Origin of the sequence: Roseburia sp. OF03-24 (assembly GCF_003463035.1) — a bacterium.
GTDB lineage: Bacteria > Bacillota > Clostridia > Lachnospirales > Lachnospiraceae > Roseburia > Roseburia rectibacter.
This window is the reverse complement of the sequence record NZ_QSCK01000001.1, coordinates 41,750-58,243: the sequence shown is the minus strand read 5'-3', so window position 1 is coordinate 58,243 and position 16,494 is coordinate 41,750. Positions and strand designations below refer to the sequence as shown.

The 16,494-nt window shown below is 38.6% G+C and carries 22 protein-coding genes; 19 read left to right on the top strand and 3 right to left on the bottom strand.

The window, feature by feature from the left end; translation table 11 throughout:
• The first annotated feature begins 58 nt into the window (after positions 1-58).
• The 7 genes from DXA60_RS00300 to DXA60_RS00270 all read left to right on the top strand — a co-directional run bounded on the left by DXA60_RS00300 (position 59) and on the right by DXA60_RS00270 (position 4,650).
• On the top strand, positions 59-1,405 hold the full coding sequence (locus DXA60_RS00300; RefSeq protein WP_117918553.1) for an MATE family efflux transporter: 1,347 nt from the start codon (positions 59-61) through the stop codon (positions 1,403-1,405).
• Between the two features lie 80 nt (positions 1,406-1,485).
• Positions 1,486-2,340 (top strand): YitT family protein, encoded by an 855-nt coding sequence (locus DXA60_RS00295; protein ID WP_117918550.1) that lies wholly within the window; start codon positions 1,486-1,488, stop codon positions 2,338-2,340.
• A 10-nt stretch (positions 2,341-2,350) separates the two neighbouring features.
• The gene (locus tag DXA60_RS19045) at positions 2,351-2,593 is read left to right on the top strand and encodes a hypothetical protein (protein WP_241070952.1); all 243 of its coding nucleotides are present in this window, start codon (positions 2,351-2,353) and stop codon (positions 2,591-2,593) included.
• Between the two features lie 12 nt (positions 2,594-2,605).
• A complete protein-coding gene (locus DXA60_RS19040; RefSeq protein ID WP_241070953.1) occupies positions 2,606-3,490 on the top strand; it encodes a GGDEF domain-containing protein in 885 nt (294 codons plus the stop codon).
• An 81-nt stretch (positions 3,491-3,571) separates the two neighbouring features.
• Complete coding sequence (locus DXA60_RS00280; protein WP_330414582.1) at positions 3,572-3,736, top strand: hypothetical protein; 165 nt, start codon at positions 3,572-3,574, stop codon at positions 3,734-3,736.
• A gap of 268 nt (positions 3,737-4,004) precedes the next feature.
• Positions 4,005-4,154 carry a TnpV protein gene (locus tag DXA60_RS00275; RefSeq protein ID WP_330414581.1) on the top strand — a complete coding sequence of 50 codons (150 nt, stop codon included), beginning with the start codon at positions 4,005-4,007 and terminating at the stop codon, positions 4,152-4,154.
• A gap of 46 nt (positions 4,155-4,200) precedes the next feature.
• On the top strand, positions 4,201-4,650 hold the full coding sequence (locus DXA60_RS00270) for a hypothetical protein (RefSeq protein WP_243006705.1): 450 nt from the start codon (positions 4,201-4,203) through the stop codon (positions 4,648-4,650).
• Positions 4,651-4,729: 79 nt separating this feature from the next.
• Here the strand turns inward: DXA60_RS00270 and DXA60_RS00265 are convergent, their stop codons facing one another.
• The 3 genes from DXA60_RS00265 to DXA60_RS00260 all read right to left on the bottom strand — a co-directional run bounded on the left by DXA60_RS00265 (position 4,730) and on the right by DXA60_RS00260 (position 6,511).
• A complete protein-coding gene (locus DXA60_RS00265; protein ID WP_330414580.1) occupies positions 4,730-5,449 on the bottom strand; it encodes a hypothetical protein in 720 nt (239 codons plus the stop codon).
• Between the two features lie 3 nt (positions 5,450-5,452).
• Entirely contained in the window at positions 5,453-5,632 is a 180-nt protein-coding gene (locus DXA60_RS19860) for a hypothetical protein (protein WP_330414579.1), read from the bottom strand.
• A 213-nt stretch (positions 5,633-5,845) separates the two neighbouring features.
• On the bottom strand, positions 5,846-6,511 hold the full coding sequence (locus tag DXA60_RS00260; RefSeq protein WP_117918548.1) for a sigma-70 family RNA polymerase sigma factor: 666 nt from the start codon (positions 6,509-6,511) through the stop codon (positions 5,846-5,848).
• Between the two features lie 224 nt (positions 6,512-6,735).
• On the opposite strand from DXA60_RS00260, the gene DXA60_RS00255 reads away from it, so the two are divergent.
• The 12 genes from DXA60_RS00255 to DXA60_RS00205 all read left to right on the top strand — a co-directional run bounded on the left by DXA60_RS00255 (position 6,736) and on the right by DXA60_RS00205 (position 16,174).
• The gene (locus DXA60_RS00255; RefSeq protein ID WP_117918546.1) at positions 6,736-6,978 is read left to right on the top strand and encodes a transposon-encoded TnpW family protein; all 243 of its coding nucleotides are present in this window, start codon (positions 6,736-6,738) and stop codon (positions 6,976-6,978) included.
• A complete protein-coding gene (locus DXA60_RS00250) occupies positions 6,975-8,801 on the top strand; it encodes a DUF4368 domain-containing protein (RefSeq protein ID WP_241070955.1) in 1,827 nt (608 codons plus the stop codon). The genes DXA60_RS00255 and DXA60_RS00250 overlap by 4 nt, the downstream gene beginning before the upstream one ends.
• Before the next feature lie 546 nt (positions 8,802-9,347).
• Complete coding sequence (locus DXA60_RS00245) at positions 9,348-9,701, top strand: hypothetical protein (protein ID WP_117918545.1); 354 nt, start codon at positions 9,348-9,350, stop codon at positions 9,699-9,701.
• Positions 9,702-9,795: 94 nt separating this feature from the next.
• Positions 9,796-10,536 (top strand): LytR/AlgR family response regulator transcription factor, encoded by a 741-nt coding sequence (locus DXA60_RS00240; protein ID WP_117918543.1) that lies wholly within the window; start codon positions 9,796-9,798, stop codon positions 10,534-10,536.
• Between the two features lie 3 nt (positions 10,537-10,539).
• Positions 10,540-11,832, top strand: coding sequence for a sensor histidine kinase (locus DXA60_RS00235; RefSeq protein WP_117918541.1), 1,293 nt, complete (start codon positions 10,540-10,542; stop codon positions 11,830-11,832).
• 155 nt (positions 11,833-11,987) lie between these two features.
• On the top strand, positions 11,988-12,323 hold the full coding sequence (locus tag DXA60_RS00230; RefSeq protein ID WP_241070956.1) for a hypothetical protein: 336 nt from the start codon (positions 11,988-11,990) through the stop codon (positions 12,321-12,323).
• On the top strand, positions 12,320-13,084 hold the full coding sequence (locus tag DXA60_RS00225; protein WP_117918520.1) for a hypothetical protein: 765 nt from the start codon (positions 12,320-12,322) through the stop codon (positions 13,082-13,084). The genes DXA60_RS00230 and DXA60_RS00225 overlap by 4 nt, the downstream gene beginning before the upstream one ends.
• A 43-nt stretch (positions 13,085-13,127) precedes the next feature.
• The gene (locus DXA60_RS00220) at positions 13,128-13,712 is read left to right on the top strand and encodes a hypothetical protein (RefSeq protein ID WP_117918512.1); all 585 of its coding nucleotides are present in this window, start codon (positions 13,128-13,130) and stop codon (positions 13,710-13,712) included.
• A gap of 9 nt (positions 13,713-13,721) precedes the next feature.
• Positions 13,722-14,309 carry a hypothetical protein gene (locus tag DXA60_RS00215; RefSeq protein WP_117918510.1) on the top strand — a complete coding sequence of 196 codons (588 nt, stop codon included), beginning with the start codon at positions 13,722-13,724 and terminating at the stop codon, positions 14,307-14,309.
• Between the two features lie 40 nt (positions 14,310-14,349).
• Positions 14,350-14,439 carry a DUF3879 family protein gene (locus tag DXA60_RS19855; RefSeq protein ID WP_408639572.1) on the top strand — a complete coding sequence of 30 codons (90 nt, stop codon included), beginning with the start codon at positions 14,350-14,352 and terminating at the stop codon, positions 14,437-14,439.
• A 17-nt stretch (positions 14,440-14,456) separates the two neighbouring features.
• The gene (locus DXA60_RS00210) at positions 14,457-15,509 is read left to right on the top strand and encodes a hypothetical protein (protein WP_117918509.1); all 1,053 of its coding nucleotides are present in this window, start codon (positions 14,457-14,459) and stop codon (positions 15,507-15,509) included.
• Positions 15,509-16,174, top strand: a complete 666-nt coding sequence (locus DXA60_RS00205; protein ID WP_117918507.1) for a hypothetical protein — start codon at positions 15,509-15,511, stop codon at positions 16,172-16,174. The genes DXA60_RS00210 and DXA60_RS00205 overlap by 1 nt, the downstream gene beginning before the upstream one ends.
• The last annotated feature ends 320 nt before the right edge of the window (positions 16,175-16,494 follow it).

Here is a 16,494-nt window from a genome sequence, read left to right as displayed (position 1 = left end):
GCTGTTTTTATTGAAAAAACAGCGCAAGAATGGAGATTAATATGGAGATAAAAATAAAATGAAACGAAATGGTGCAAATCTGACAGATGGAAAACCAGTAAAACTGATCTTACAGTTTGCGATTCCGGTGTTTTTAGGCAATTTATTTCAGCTTTTTTATGGGTTGATCGATACAAAAATCGTTGGGAGCACGCTTGGCGAGGGCGCACTTGCAGCAGTCGGTTCTGTCTCAATCCTTTATAACCTGTTAACCGGTTTCTTTAATGGAATGACACTTGGATTTTCGGTTGTGACTGCAAGGTATTTTGGAGCAGGAGACACAGAAAAATTAAAAAGAAGTGTTGCGGGAACGATTCTCTTAGGATTTATAACGGCAGCCATACTGGTAACAGGAGTGTTTGTATTCTTACGACCGCTTCTTACGGTAATGCATGTGCCGGCAGAACAAAAAGAGATGGCGTATACTTATATCAGTATTCTGGTGCTCGGCATGTTCGTAACGCTTGCTTATAATATGTGTGCAAATGTCCTGCGCGCAATCGGGGATTCCATGACACCACTGATCTTTTTGATCTTAGCGGCGGTGCTGAATGTGATTTTAGATTATGTATGTATTCTGGTATTTTCCATGGGCGTTGGCGGAGCGGCAGTGGCGACTGTGATCTCGCAGGTCGTATCGGTGGTACTCTGTGTGATACATATCAAAAAGCATTTCCCAATCCTTCAGGTGGAGCGCAGACATTTTAAACTGAACAAATCAGAAGTATTTGCGATGCTGTCCGGCGGGCTTTCCATGGGAATGATGTCGAGCCTTGTAAATCTTGGAACACTGATCTTACAGACCGGGATCAATACACTTGGAACATCTGTGATCGTGGCACATACAGCGGCAAGAAAAATATTCGAGATATGGGGACTCCCGGTCACAGTACTTGGTTCTACCATGGCAACATACAGCGGGCAGAATTATGGTGCCGGAAAATATGACAGGATTACTTCCGGGTTAAAGGCAGCGTTGCTGCTCGGATGTGGCTGGGCAGTGATGGTAATGATCATGGCGTATACGATTGCCGGTTATCTGGTCAGTTTTATCGCAAGTACACAGAATGCAGAAATCTTGTACTGGGGAACGACCTATCTGCGGGTGGACATGCTCTTTGAAATGGTCTGTGTGTGGATCGTGATCCTGCGGAATACGATGCAGGGCGTGGGAGATTATAAGACACCGATACTTTCAAGTTTTATAGAAATGATATGTAAGATCGTGTTTACAGCGGTCTTTGTCCGGTATTTCGGTTACTGGGGTGTCATCTGGACAGAACCGGTCACATGGATCATCATGGTGATACCTTTGATCGTAATGCTGATAAAAAATCCCGTGTTTCATCAAAGGAAAACAAAGTAGAAAACCTAGTATGATCAGAAAAACAGCAATTTGCATTGGCAAATATCTTAGCAGTAAATTGCATGGAAATGAGGAGCATTATGAAAAAACAAGTGAATTATATAGAGATTATGAAGGAGACTGCGATCTTAACAGCAGCAGTGGCGATCATTGCGGCGGCAGTGTATTTTTTTCTGGTGCCAAGTCATGCATCTGTCAGCAGTATCTCCGGTCTTGGAATCGTGCTTTCAAATTTCATTCAGCTGCCGTTGTCGGCGATCACCATGATTTTGAACGTGGTGCTTCTTATCATCGGCTTTTTTACCTGTGGAAGGGAATTTGGAGTGAAAACTGTCTATACAAGCATCATGCTTCCGGTATTTTTAGGTGTATTTGAAAGAGTTTTTCCTGATTTCGGATCGATGACAGACAGTCAGGAACTGGATGTATTATGCTATATTTTAGTAGTCAGTGTGGGGTTAAGTATTTTATTTAACCGTAACGCATCGTCAGGAGGACTCGATATCGTGGCAAAGATCATGAATAAATATCTGCATATGGATCTCGGAAGGGCAATGTCTGTATCAGGAATGTGTGTTGCACTTTCAGCAGCCTTTGTTTATGATAAAAAGACAGTGGTACTCAGTATTTTAGGAACTTATTTTAATGGAATTATCTTAGATCATTTCATTTTTGATTATAATATCAAACGCCGTGTATGCATTATTACAGAGAAGGAAGAGGAACTCCGTAATTTTATCATCAATGATCTGCACAGCGGGGCAACAATCTATGAATCAATCGGTGCTTACAATATGCAGAAACGCAACGAGATTATTACCATCGTGGATAAAAATGAGTATCAGAAATTAATGAATTATATGAATCATGAAGATCCGAAAGCATTTATTACGGTGTATCATGTGTCGGATATCCGGTATCAGCCGAAAGGGTAAGGTGCAGTGAATGGAAAAATGGGATGTTACCATACATAAGTTATTCAGTAAAGATCCAGATGATGAAAAAGAGAATGTGACACAGAATATTTATGTATTCCGTTTTATTATATTCTGCATTGCTGTCTATTCTGTGGAAATGTTGTTAAACTGCGCTGGAATTTTTATTGTTGATAAAACGATTTTTGCAAGAGGTTATTTTACCGGGTGCTTTTTAGCTGTCCTGTATATTGTGATTTTGCTGTTGTTATGACTTGAGCATCCATTGACAAAGTATGTCAGTATAACATCGATCAGCCTCATTATCATGGCTGCCAGTATTTCACTGACGTATCACATGGTCATTATTATTGTGGTGCCGATCATCATAGCAGGCATGTATACGTCGAAACGTCTATCCATCTATACATTTGTGCTTACGGTTTTTTCGATTATAGTCAGCACTTATGCCGGGTATTATTATGGTGTTTGTGATGCAAATATGGTGCTGCTTACCACGAGCTCTTTAGATAATTCTTCACAAAACGGTATTTTTCTATTGAATCAGGTTAACGATGATCCGGGTATGACGATTGCGTTATATTATGTACTGCCGCGTTGTCTCATGGCGATTTCATTTGTGTTTGTATCGAACATTGTAAACAAGGTGATACGGAAATCATTGAAAAGTGCAATGAAGATGGAGCAGAAGGCTGCAACGGATGAGATGACCGGACTCTATAATAAAAATAAACTTCTTTCGATCATTGAGAAAAGGACGTATGATTACCAGCAGATCGCTGTTATTTACTGGGACATTAACCGCTTAAAGCATGTGAACGATACTTATGGGCATTTTGCAGGCGACCAGATGATCGTAAAAACAGCGCAGTCAATACGGATTGCTTTAGGTGACACCGGTATGGCATTCCGGTACGGTGGTGATGAAATGCTTGCACTTATTCCCGGAGGAACCGGTGAAACGGCAGAAAAGATGATAAAAATCTGGAAACAGACACTTGCAGCCGTGCAGGTGGACTGTGAAATACCGATCACCGCAGCAGTCGGTTATTCGATTGGCGAACATGAAAAGTTAAAAAATGTGATCGCGGCGGCAGATCGGAATATGTATGTATGCAAGGCTGCAGACAAAAAAGTATCTGAAAAATAAAAAGTGAAAAAATTGAAAGAAAATACTTGACTTGAAGTTCACTTCATGGAATATGCTCTTCGGAAAAAGGAGGTATCATTCATGATGACAGATAAAATGATAACATTAAATAATGGTGTAAAGATTCCACAGCTTGGACTTGGAACATGGTTTATTGAAGACAATGCGGCAGCAGAGGCAGTGAAAGCGGCAGTCAGCCTTGATACCGTCATATCGATACGGCACAGGCTTACGGAAATGAAGTGATATGTTGTGAAGTGTAGATGTCAGATTTCCCAAAACAGTGTTGTTTAGCGGAAACCTCCATCTGCTAGTCAAATGCAAGCATTTGACTCTCGCGACATTCGCCAAATTGACACGCCAGCGTGTCAGCTTGGCTCATTGTTCGCGGATATAACACAACATAGGCGGCTGGCTCATTTGTGGTGAATGATAGATTGCAGATGTTGTATTAAGAAGGTGATACTCTTTTAATTGAAACTGTAAACATTTAGCACAAAGGAAGGAGCAGCGTATGGAGTTAACATATCATTGGGAAGGCGATGTATTGATTCCAGATTTGGAATTGGAAGATGGAAGCAATTATCAGATTGGCAAATATGGCAGAATGCGACAGAGGTATTCTGATTTCGTCACAAAAGGAAAGAGATTTTGTAAATACTAACTACGACGACATTAAGCAGGTATTCAGCATATGGATATGTATGAACATGGATGATAACAGCTTAAGCCACATCCATTTGACAAAAGATGAGATGTTAAAACCATGTAACTGGAAAGGTAATCTCGATCTGTTAAACATTGTGTTAATAGGAATCACAAATGAGATTCCGGAACATGATGAAAAATATGAAATGCACCGGTTGATTGGAGCATTACTTTCAAGTGAATTGAAAGAACAGGAAAAATTGGATATTATAGAACATGAATATAATATTCCAATCAGTCAAGAATTCAGAGAGGATGTGAGAATTATGTGTAATCTGAGTACAGGAATTGAAGAAAGAGCTACTGAAAAAGCTACTGAAAAAACAAGCGAAAAGTTTATTCTGAATATGTATAAAAAGGGTTATACATTGGATCAGATCGCAGATGTAGCTGAAACAGGTGTTGATGAAGTTGAGGCGATTATTAAGAAGAGAGAGTCTGCAATGGCGTAACTATCATTAGCAAAAATAAGAGACGGCAAATCGTCAACAAGTTGTTGATGATTTGCCGTCTTTGTTTTGTATATTGGAGCTATTCTTCTTTTTTCTTAACCCTTGTCTTATAGACATTATACTGATTCTTGCATTTCGGAGAGCAGAACTCATTTCCCTTACGGCTTGCGATAAATGCCCTGCCACAGTGCTTACACAGCTCCATATCGCAGTCAGAATCCGTAAGCATAAAAGAAAAGCACATCTGGATCATGACGAGCAGGGAATGGAAGTTCCATACGATAACCGGGGCATTTTCCACTAATGAGATATGGTAAGTCGGGGATATTCCGCCAAATGCAGACATACCCTGACGATACAGGTTTTTTGTCTGTTCATCAAGACTGTCGTAGTCCATATAATATAAGAAACTTGTGGTAAAGGTAAATGCCCAGTCGGAAAATTCTTTCACCAGCCAGTCATAGCGTTCTGCATATTCCTTCTGAAAACTCATCGTAACAGCCTGTGGATTCTTTCCCGTTGCAAGTGCGATTGCAATGCCATTCCTGTCAGATACTGACCAACTGGATTCTATCCCTTTTTTATGAAAATCCATCTTATCAAACGGATAAAAGTAATCGAGATAACTTTCTGTTGATAGAGATTCTTCTTTAATAAAGTGGTTTTTCGGAAGATATACAGATTCATAGGTGATAAATTCCGCAGTTGTCGGAAGTGCAGTCATAAAGCCTAAAAATCCGTAGGAATTGATGAAACGAAGTACCATACTTTTCAGTTCATCTTCAGGCGCTTTATGCATGACCTACAAACCGATGTTGACAGCATCCAGTACAAGTGATTCTGCATCTTTCATAGGATTATACATTTCTGGTTTGGCATCCGCAGATACTACAATATACAATGTTCCATCTTCGGCAGTGCTGTATTCATAACTACTGTACCGTATCCATGGGGAACTGGTATGTTCAAATAGATTTTTCATGAAAAGACTCCAATCTGATTTAACTGGAATCAGAGCAATCGTCTGAAATTCAATTCGTATAACTTCTATATAAAGAAACTGTAATCTATTAACAATTCTATTCGATTACACATTATAGGTCAAGGGTTATCATTCTGAAATTTCAACGCAATTTTTTTTTGACAAAACATTAAAAGTATCATATTACCCTGTTATATATTTCAGGCAGCATAGTCACTGTTTTTCAGAATTCTTTTCGTCTTTAGTTCTTGCCCCATTTTCAAGAAAATATTTTTCGTCCAATGTAAGTGTCCAAGGCAGATGAAGCAGCCTTGTTTCAATAGCAGTCTTATATTTCTTTATTATCTGCTTTATGGCAGTTTCCCTTACACCATGCACATTGCGGTCAGTCTTTCCATTCAGCTCAGCGTATTGGAGAGTGGAGTATGACCGGACAATCACATAGTACAAAAGCTGTTTCTGGTGTTCCTTCATATTCTTTAATATCAGGCATAAATCCTGACTGCGTACAAGCTCATGGATGTAATCCGGCTCATCAAAGATATAATCAATAAAATCGCCGGCAAGTATCTGTTGCCACAGCACCATATCATAGTTGGCATTACCGGGCAGGATATAATCAGAGGCGTGCCATTCAAGCGGTACTTCAGAGCGTCCGATTTCATGGTAGCGCTCTCTGCGTTCCCTGTTGTCATCAAGTTTATCCCACCACGATATAACATTTGCAAATTCTTCCTCGGTTCGTGCAGTTTCTTCAAGACGGCTGATTGCCAATGCACGGGCTTCCCTGTGCAGCATAGTTTTCTCACTGGAAGAATCGTTGTATTCCGGTATTAAGTTTTGTTTGCGGAAAGCTTTTAGTTCCTCATATTTTGGCAATTTAATCAGTCCTTAAAAATTTTTTCAAAAATAATTTCAAAACACTTCCGATTTTGTAGCCGTATTTCTCCTATTAGTGAAGAGAGTAATTCTTTTTATCACTAAAGCAATTACAGAAAGGAGCAAAAAGGATATGAAGTATGGATAAACAAAAGCTTCGGTTACACGAAGCGGAAGCATGAAACAATTATAATTTTTATCAGAGAGAAAGGCAAGGATTGATTATGGAGGCAGAAAAACTAAATAATGGCGATAGAAAGTCCGGCTCATGTGAAGCTGGATTTTTTTATCGCAGGATTGGTGGGACAGTTTACAAAATCAGGGTATTAACGAGTAAAAACAGTACAGATACCTTTTCGGGCAAGATTTCCCACATTATTTCAAGAGAGGTGCTGACAGAGAAAGCGGATTATGATAAGATAGAGCTACCACAAATAAGTCAGTTGCCGGAAGGGAGTTCGGCATGAACAGAACCAGACAGACAACTGACAAATCGAAAAACAGAATAACTGCTCTTTATGAGCGACTCTCAAGGGACGATGAGCTTGCGGGAGACAGCAACAGTATAGTGAACCAGAAGAAAATGCTGGAGGACTATGCAAAGAGTAATGGATATACCGATTTGGTGCATTTTACAGATGACGGATATTCCGGTGGAAATTTTGACAGACTGGGATGGAAGGAAATGCTCCGACAGATTGAAGACGGAAGCATTGGCACAGTCATTGTAAAGGATATGAGCCGAGTCGGGAGGGATTACCTACAGGTAGGATTTTACACGGAGGTATTCTTTCGGGAAAAAGGTGTCCATTTCGTTGCTATCTCTAATGGTGTTGACAGTGATATTAACACCAGCAGCGAATTCGCCCCTTTTTTAAATATCATGAATGAATGGTATCTGCGTGACTGCAGCCGCAAGATAAAGGCGGTATTGCAGGCAAAGGGCAGGGACGGGAAACCAATTACCAACAATCCGCCATACGGATATATCAAAGATCCGGAAGATAAGAACCGGTGTGATATGTCAAAGCCATATGAATGGGCAGGAGTAAGTGTCGTAAGAATGCTTGAAAAACCGGAATATATGGGAGATACAGTGAATTTCCGTACAAAGAAGCTTTCCTATAAGGATAAGACTGCTGTAAAAAATGATAGTGACGAGATAGTGGTCTTTACGGATACCCATGAGGCGATCATTGACAGAAAAACATGGTATATGGTGCAGGAGCTTAGAAAGACCAAACGCAGGATAAACACAGAGGGCGAGTCAAATCCGTTTGTGGGTAAGATTTTCTGTGCGGACTGCGGTGGAAAGATGCATTATCGTAATGAGGGAAAGCGTGCCGGAAGAAAATGGAGAGGACTGCCGGATGGCAGTGTCAGAACAACTCCAGCCTGTTATAACTGCGGCAATTATAATAACAGCCATGACCAGTCAGGAAAGGTCTGCTGTTCGCACAATATACAGGCAAAGGTGATTGACCAGTTTGTGCTTGAAACCATTCAGTATGCGTGTAAAAGTGTAAGGATGGATGAGAGAGCATTTGTCGAAAGCATCCGCAGTGCATTAGAAATCCGGGAACAGAGTGAGGCGAAGAAGCTGAAGGCTGCGTTAAAGCATCAGGAGAAGCGGTATGCAGAGCTTGATATCCTTCTTAAAAAAGTGTATGAGGACAATGCCCTTGGCAGACTGCCTGACAAAAGATATGAAATGCTATCGGCAGGGTATGAAAAAGAACAGGCAGAACTGGAACAGTCCATTAAGGCATGCAGGGAGCAGCTTACGCAGTATGACGAGGATACAGACCGGACGGAGGAATTTCTGGCATTAGTCCATAAATACACGGATATCACGGAATTAACACCTGTCATCATCAATGAATTTGTGGATAAGATACTTGTCCACAAAGCGGAAAAGATTGATGGCGAGCGTGTGATGGAGATAGAGATTTACCTTAACTTCATCGGTAAAGTGGAACTTCCGGCACAGGAACTGACGGAAGAAGAACTGGCTGAAATAAAGGAAAAACAAAGACTTCGTGAGCGCAATGCCATGTATCAGAGGCGGCGCAGGGCAAAGTTCATGCCAAAAACAAAAGCAATCCGTGCAAAGGTGCAGGAGGCTGAGATAAAAGAAGCTTTGGAGAATGCGAGTGCAAAAGCGGAAAAACTGCTTATGGCAGATAATGATACGCATATCGCAGAGGTAGTTGCCGGGGAAAACAAAGTATATGTTGATACCGGAATTTTCCCAACAGCAGAAGAGGTAAAAGAAAAGTATGCAATTTAAGAAAGAGAGGATTTTATTATGACAGAGAAGATCAGAGAATATAATGTTGTCCGTCAAATTAGATGCACCTGATTTAGATCTTATTTGTTATGCATCCGCAGATTGTCTGCACCAACATCTGCAAGTTATCTGATCGACATAAAAAATGATGCAGATTAAGAGATCAGGGAAAATACAATAAAAGCAGGCTGCCCTGCTTTTACTGCTAAATCTCATTATTATTGATTGCCTGCATGACGATCTCTGCAGTAATCATGTCACTTTTTCTAGAGTCTCCAATCAGAAGACAACTATTGCATAGAATATCTGAAAAAGAAGGAAAAGAGCAGACTGGAGTATGAACGCATAAAGGCTGATATTGAACAGGAATCTGGAAGATATGATGATTATGCGGAATGGGATATATCTGATGTTAAGGAAAGTGTCGGTATAGATACAGCAGGGAGTGTTCAAAAGGAATATGAAAAGACAGAAGGGGATATCAGTGTATATGAGGGCTTTGACCGGTTCTGTGAGAAAGAGAACATTCGTGATGACGAGGAGAAAGTGTTCTATGGTGCTGCGTTTGATGAATTTAATCGGGAGTGGCAGGGAATAGCATCAGAAGAACAGACAGAACCGACTTCCCATAAAGAAGAGCAGGAGATACCACCAGATTATACGAAGATGTCAATGCATGAGCGTGTCAGACAGCTTCCGCCGCCAACAGAGGACACGTCACAGGAGTTTGAAGCATATAAGAACAGGATGAGATATGGTGCGGCTAAGATGAAGAGTATCCGTTATAAGATGAGTGTATATGATGAATTCTTAGAGAAACTGGAAGCCAGAAAGAAATACCATGGAACGAAGGCATATGGCAGACAGGGTACAAGGAAACGAGGCAGAGAGGGAAGGTAAAAATAATTTTGATGACCATACCATATCGGCAATTATAAAAAGTGCCGATATGGTATAATAGAAAAATAAAAGTTATTACAGGGAGGAGAATGGATTGTTAGAAGTAGCAATATGCGATGATGATAAGGAAGATCTTGACAAAGCGGCGCTGATGCTGGATAAAATTCTTTCAGAATATCAGGTTCAATATCAGATTCGGTCATTTCTATCGGCGAATGAGCTGCTGAACAATAATGACAAGATTGATATCGGAATACTGGATATTTCCATGGAAGAACTGGGCGGAATTACGCTCGGAAGAAAGCTGAAAGAAAAAAATCATGATATAAAAATTATATACATTACCAGTTATGAAGAATACATGGCACAGGCGATTAATAAGGTACATGCGTTTTCTTTTTTGTGTAAACCGATCAATGAAGAAGAAATGAAAACGCAGATTATGGAAATTCTGGGGCAGGAGAAATGTCCGGAAATAGAAAAGGAATTTGAAATACTAGATGAATCAGGAACAAAAGCAGGTTGTGTGCGTTTGAAATTAAACGAGATATTATATTTTGAGTACATAAAAAGATCCAGAAAAGCAGCAATTATTCTGGAAGATTGCAGATATGAATGTGAATGTACATTTGAAAACCTTGTGGAAGAATTACAACCATATGATTTTGCGGTAAATCACAGAGGCTGTCTTGTAAATCTGAGACATATTGAGAAGATACAGGGATTTCATATTTATCTGGACAATGGGAAAGAACTGTCCCTTGCACAAAAAAGAAACTCTGATTTCCGGGAAGAAATGAATAAATTTTTGCAGAAAACCCAGAGGAGAGAATAGAAGATGGATAAGATTTTACTTGCGATATGTAATGGACTTTCCTGTTTTATTATCTGTACAATTCTTTTTCAATTTATGAATGAAAGATATAAGAAAAGTTACAGCAATAAAACTTTGTACATAGCAGCAGAGATAGCGATGGGAATCACTGCATTTGGCATAAATATGCTGAACTTTGCAATATTGAATCTGCTGATATGGTTTGTTGGAGTTGGTGTAACGGTATATTTTCTGTATTACGAAGATGCAGACAGACCAATCCGTAGAATCACTGAGTGTGAAGTACTGGTTTTATGTATGTCTGTATGTGAAACGCTGGGAGTGCTTCTGTTACACTGTTTTTTGCAGATTTGTGGAATATCAAATATTGATGTGGTCATGCAATATTGTCTGGAAGTGACATTTTCAAAGATAGTGCTGATTTTCCTATACTATGTTTTGATAAACAGATTGATAAAAAGGACAGAGGTAGCCTGTTCCAGAGAACAATATATCATATATGGAATCCTGCTTTTTTACAGTCTGGTCAATATGCTTGTGATTGTGCAGAATTTCAGGGATGGACAGAAAAGCTATCTGTCAGCGGTAAATATGGGTTGCATCGTTTTGGCTGACCTGTATCTTTTGTATTATGTCAAAATGGCAGACGAAAAGAGATACTATGAAAACCGCGTAAAGGCATTGGAGCAACAGGCAAAAATGCAGTATGAGTATTATCTTGCACAGAATGAAAAATATAGTCAGACAGTACGGATATTACATGATGTGGATAAGCATATCAGGGCTATCGAGAATTTGTATGGAACAGAGAGGGAGCATACGGCTGGCGAATATGCAGAGGCAATCAGAAGTACACTGGCACCACTGATTCCTATATCTTACACAGAGAATCCGATACTGAACATTCTGCTGACAGATAAAAATGCTGTCATGCAGGAGAAAGGGATACATTCGGACATTAAGATAGACAATGTAGAATTATCTTACATAGAGCCGATAGACATAACAACTATTTTCGGGAATCTGCTGGACAATGCGATTGAAGCTGCCGCAAATGCTGACGGAGACAAATACATTTTTATTAAAATCAGTGCCTATCATAAGATGACGGTAGTTCATATAGAAAACAGTTGTGGAAAGGTAAAATGGAAAAAACGTATGCCGGTATCAGATAAGGGAAAAGGCAGAGGGATAGGACTCTTAAATGTGAAACAGAGCATAGATAAGTATGATGGGGATTTACAATTAAAACAGGATGGAAACAGATTTGTAGCAGATTTGTTTCTGAATTCATGAAAAGGGCGGTTTCGTCCTTTTTTGTGCTCAAATCGTAGTTGGTGCAAAAAAATCGTAGTTGGTGCAGAGCGTATAAAATATGAGAAGAATAGTGCCGATAAAACTATAAAAGAATGGAACATGATATAAGTTATATTAAGGATATTGGTGATATTATGAATATTTTTTTTAACAGTCGAATTTATACCAATCAGTCATTCATTAATACGCTGTATGGGCAACAACGAAAAACTACAAGAAGTCAAGATGCAGGTTGCAGCGGTACAAGAGATACTTTAACGATAAGCGCATCAGGAAAGGAAAAGCTTGTAAAAAATACGAAAGGAAGAACACATAATACAAATGTTGACAAAAGTATTGATTTGAAATCCTATATAGCTTCAGCCCAAAAAACAAATCAAAAAATAATTGATAATGCAGGGACACAGATTAATGCGAAAACAAGTGAATATATGAGTACAGGTAAGGCTTTTAGGGGAGACCAGTTATGAAGATTTATAATAATATGAATATTACATATTCTGCAATCGAACAAAACAGCAGAAAAAATACAAAGCAAAATATTCCGGCAGATTTAGAAAAGAAAATGACACAGTACACAGATACACTTTCTATTTCAAAGACAGGGCAGGAAATCTTTAAGCATTTATCATCAGTTAGTTTTATGGATTATGTCAATCGGTTTGAAAATGAAGTAACAGAGGTATTTGCAAAGGAAGATACGACACAGGGGGTGAAGTCAGATACTTTTGAACATCATGTAAACAGAATGGCAAAAGCATATAACAAAATGAAAAACAGCATTGAAGAAAAATATGCGGCACAAGATTATGAGCAAGAGTATTATGTGACGGAATCGGGCAAAATTGAGGAATTAACCAAAGAAAAAGAACTGGATATGCTGAATCAGGCATATGAAAATCACAGTAATTTTATGGCAACTTCAACAGAAATCTGGTCAGAATTACAGGATTTTACCCCATCGGTAGTTTACCATAAAGGAAGTGAACAGACAGCAAATGAACAGAACATAGGTGAGAACCAGGAGAATACTGCAAGATCTAAAGAAAAGGGGGTTATCCAAAATTCGGCATATCAGGCATTTTTATCTGCCATCCAGTCGGATAACCAGAAATTATCGCAGCAGTATTCGGGTGATTGGAAAGATTTAAGGCTAAATCTGAATGTATCAGATGGTGATCGGAAAATGCTTAATGGTATTTGGGATTATTATGCTATGGAGAGTGAATAGATTCCGAATGACAGAGGAATGAAAATAATTGGAGGAAACGAAAATGAGTATAGCAGGAATTAACGGTTATAATTATTCAAATTATTATACAGGAACAAAAAGAAACACTGCGAAAGCAAACGGTATGAATTCTGGTTTGTTATCAAATGTAAGTAGTACATCTTCTAATATTACATTACATATGTCGGGAACGGGAGATAGTGGAAATGCATTAACAGCAATAGGATTTCCGGATGGCAGTAGTGCATCTGTATATAAATCAGATACATATGATTCGGCGAACCCGGAATACAGGGTAAGATATTGGGACAAAGAAGGAAATTACACAGATACAAATGTACAGATAAATGGTGTTAATCCAAGAAATGCAAGTTATTTGGAAATGCTTGCATATACAACATATAGTGATGTAGAAGGCTTTACGAAAAATGCTTTTGGAGATTTCATGAATGCGGCTGGTGGTGTGAATGGCAACATCACTTATGATTCTGACAGCATAAATGAAAAGAAAGACTATATGAGCATGATTAAAGAATTTATGCAGTTACAATATGATTCGAACAACTTATCAGGTTATCTGTCATATAAGGAATTGTATGATTACATAAATGACAGAACAGAGAGGTGATTCAATTAAATGGAAATATCAAATAATTATAGCACAGCAAAAGTGTGGAACACATCGAATAAAAATGTTTCTAAATCTTCTGAAAAAAACAAATGGAAATTAACGGATTCTTTAAAAGAGAAGATTGTTGATCTGGCAAAAAAAGATGCACAGGACAATGTATATATGGGAAATGCATTTATGAATTTGAGAAAGACGGAAGTAAGCAAAGTAGCCCCGAATAGAGCTGCTTTAATTGGAAAGTTTAGTCAATCAATGAATTCAGGTAATATGTCAGCAATGAAAGAAGTTGAGGAAGCAGACAAAAAATGGCTCTGTATGTTGTTTGGAATACCTTATGAGGCAAAATATCAGGGAACAGGGACAGGCTCGGCAATTCATGTATACAATGAAGATGGCGAAGAAGTTTTGACCTATACAGGGGGAGTAGGCTGGCAGAAAAAAGAAACAAAAGCAGAGTCACAGGTTCATTCAGCATTAAAAATGACATATTATGAGGCATTTAGTGAGGCGAGAAAAGCATTAAATAGTGAAGAAAAGGCTGGCAGTATAAACGAAGACATAATATCACAAGGCAACTTCGATATGAAAGCGTAAAATGTGTGATTTAATAATGTGTCTTATATGGGAATGAGCAATGTATGGCAATGTTCAGGAAACAAAAAATCTAATGAGTCATTATGAAAGTGACGGTGATTATGTTAATTATAAAGTGTCACGTGATTAATAAGGAGGACTTGCACTATGCAGATTAATGCTAATTATTCTGTGAATGGCGTGCCGTATGATAATAAACGTAAGCAGAATAATATCCCTCAATTTAGTACGGAATGTGCGGTTCAGGAAAATGAAAATATAAATCCATATATGGCAGAACCACTGGTATATGTATGTGACTGTTATCAAAAATTTAATGTAGTGACAGGGATGCCCAAGAGTAACTTCGGAGATTCTTTTGGCTATGATATGCAGAAAGATATATCCAGTCATATGACCAATTTTTATGCCGGAAAGGTGAGCAGGGGTGAACTTAATTCCTATTTTGAGGAATGTTGTACTTCCATGCGTACCTATCGGACAAGTCAGCATCAGACATCCGGAACCAATGAAGCAGATAATACGCAAATCGTAAGTGAGATGTATGAGGTATTTGCAAAAGAAAATGCAAGGGCAGCAAGTCAGGCAAACTATCAGGAAGGAAAAGCATTGAATGAGAAATACTATTCTGATAGTCACAGTGACTGGACTTATTATAATTCAGATTATTACTATCAATGCAATGAAACCAATGCGGCATTGAGGGAATCTGTCAAGCAAATGATCGAAAAATGGGATTTGGATGAGATTGACTGTGATAAAATCGAAGCAAATTCCAGTCTTACATTAGATGGTGGTTTTGATTTTAACAGCACATGGAATTTTGAGTTTAGAAATCAGGCTGGCAGGAGCAGTCTGGCAAAGGAATCAGCGATACCGCCTGAGAATTTTAAGATGTTTTTCAAGGAACAGGTAACATCTTTTACAGAGGACAATAAATTTAATGGAAATCTGAAAATAACAATCGGAGAGAATAATTACGATTTAAAGGTTCCATTTCAGACGTTACGCACCGGATCGGAAGGGGAAATTTGTAATGTCTGGGATTTGATGGAAGATTATTATCCGAAGTCAGAAGATACCTCTAAAGTTAAAAATTTCCTGGGGAATATGTCTGTATTTACACGGTGGTATGCATATGAAACAAGAATTAATGACATATTTGGTGATTATGAAGTGTCACATAAGGAGTTGAGTTAATGGGTATATCATTGTCAGGTATAGGAACTGTTGGAAAAGAGCAATTAATTTCCTCATGCAGTAACGGAGAACCGAATTGGTCTTATATTCCAACAAAAGGGAAAAGTTCAAAAACGCATGCGGAATTTGTTAGTGAAATTAAAGAACTGGCACGACGAGCAGCTACGACAGCAAATAAGACAGAGTACGAATATATTTCCAGACAGGTTCTTGGTTTACGGGCAGAATATCTATCAGATGTTGCACCTGATAGAAAACAATTATATGAACAGGCTAAAAATACTATAAAAAAACAAACTGGCAATTCGAAATGCAAAGGATGTGGAGAATTATCATTATTGGATTTTTTGGAGAAGGCAGAAGGAAAAAGCAGTAATTTTGCTGAAAAGAAGTTTGCACTGGCGGGAGGAGGAACATTGAATTGTCCAATTCTAACTACTGGTGGTTATGGTGCTGAAATTCAGTATCAGGGAGTAACGGTATTATCTAATCTTGGAAATGGCTGGGGCTATGAGATGACACCAGCGGAACTTGCAAAAAAAGATGAATTTTATTCTATTTATTGGAGCGAATATAATTTCGTAAAAGAGAATGGAAGTTCAGAATTGAGAGAGATGCCGGATTATTTGGATCAGGATAGACCATCTTTTGAAGCCAGAGCATAAAATAAATATTGTGCGCAAGGAAAAAATGAGCATAGGAGCAGTGCCAGGTGGCACTTTTGATTTTTCACGTGAAGTCCAGAACTTTATGATAAGATTCATAATCGAAACAATTATGCCGATATATAGAAAAGAACAGGTAAACGGATTTACGATGTGATATGTACAAGGAGGACAACGGATATGTCAATGAATGTAAGCACAACCACGGCTGCTTATGCAAGTTACCAGAACAACTACAAGACTGGTACAGCAAATAAGAAAAAGAAACAGCACAAACAACAGAAAATACGAAATTAAAGAAAAATACGACTGAAAGCATC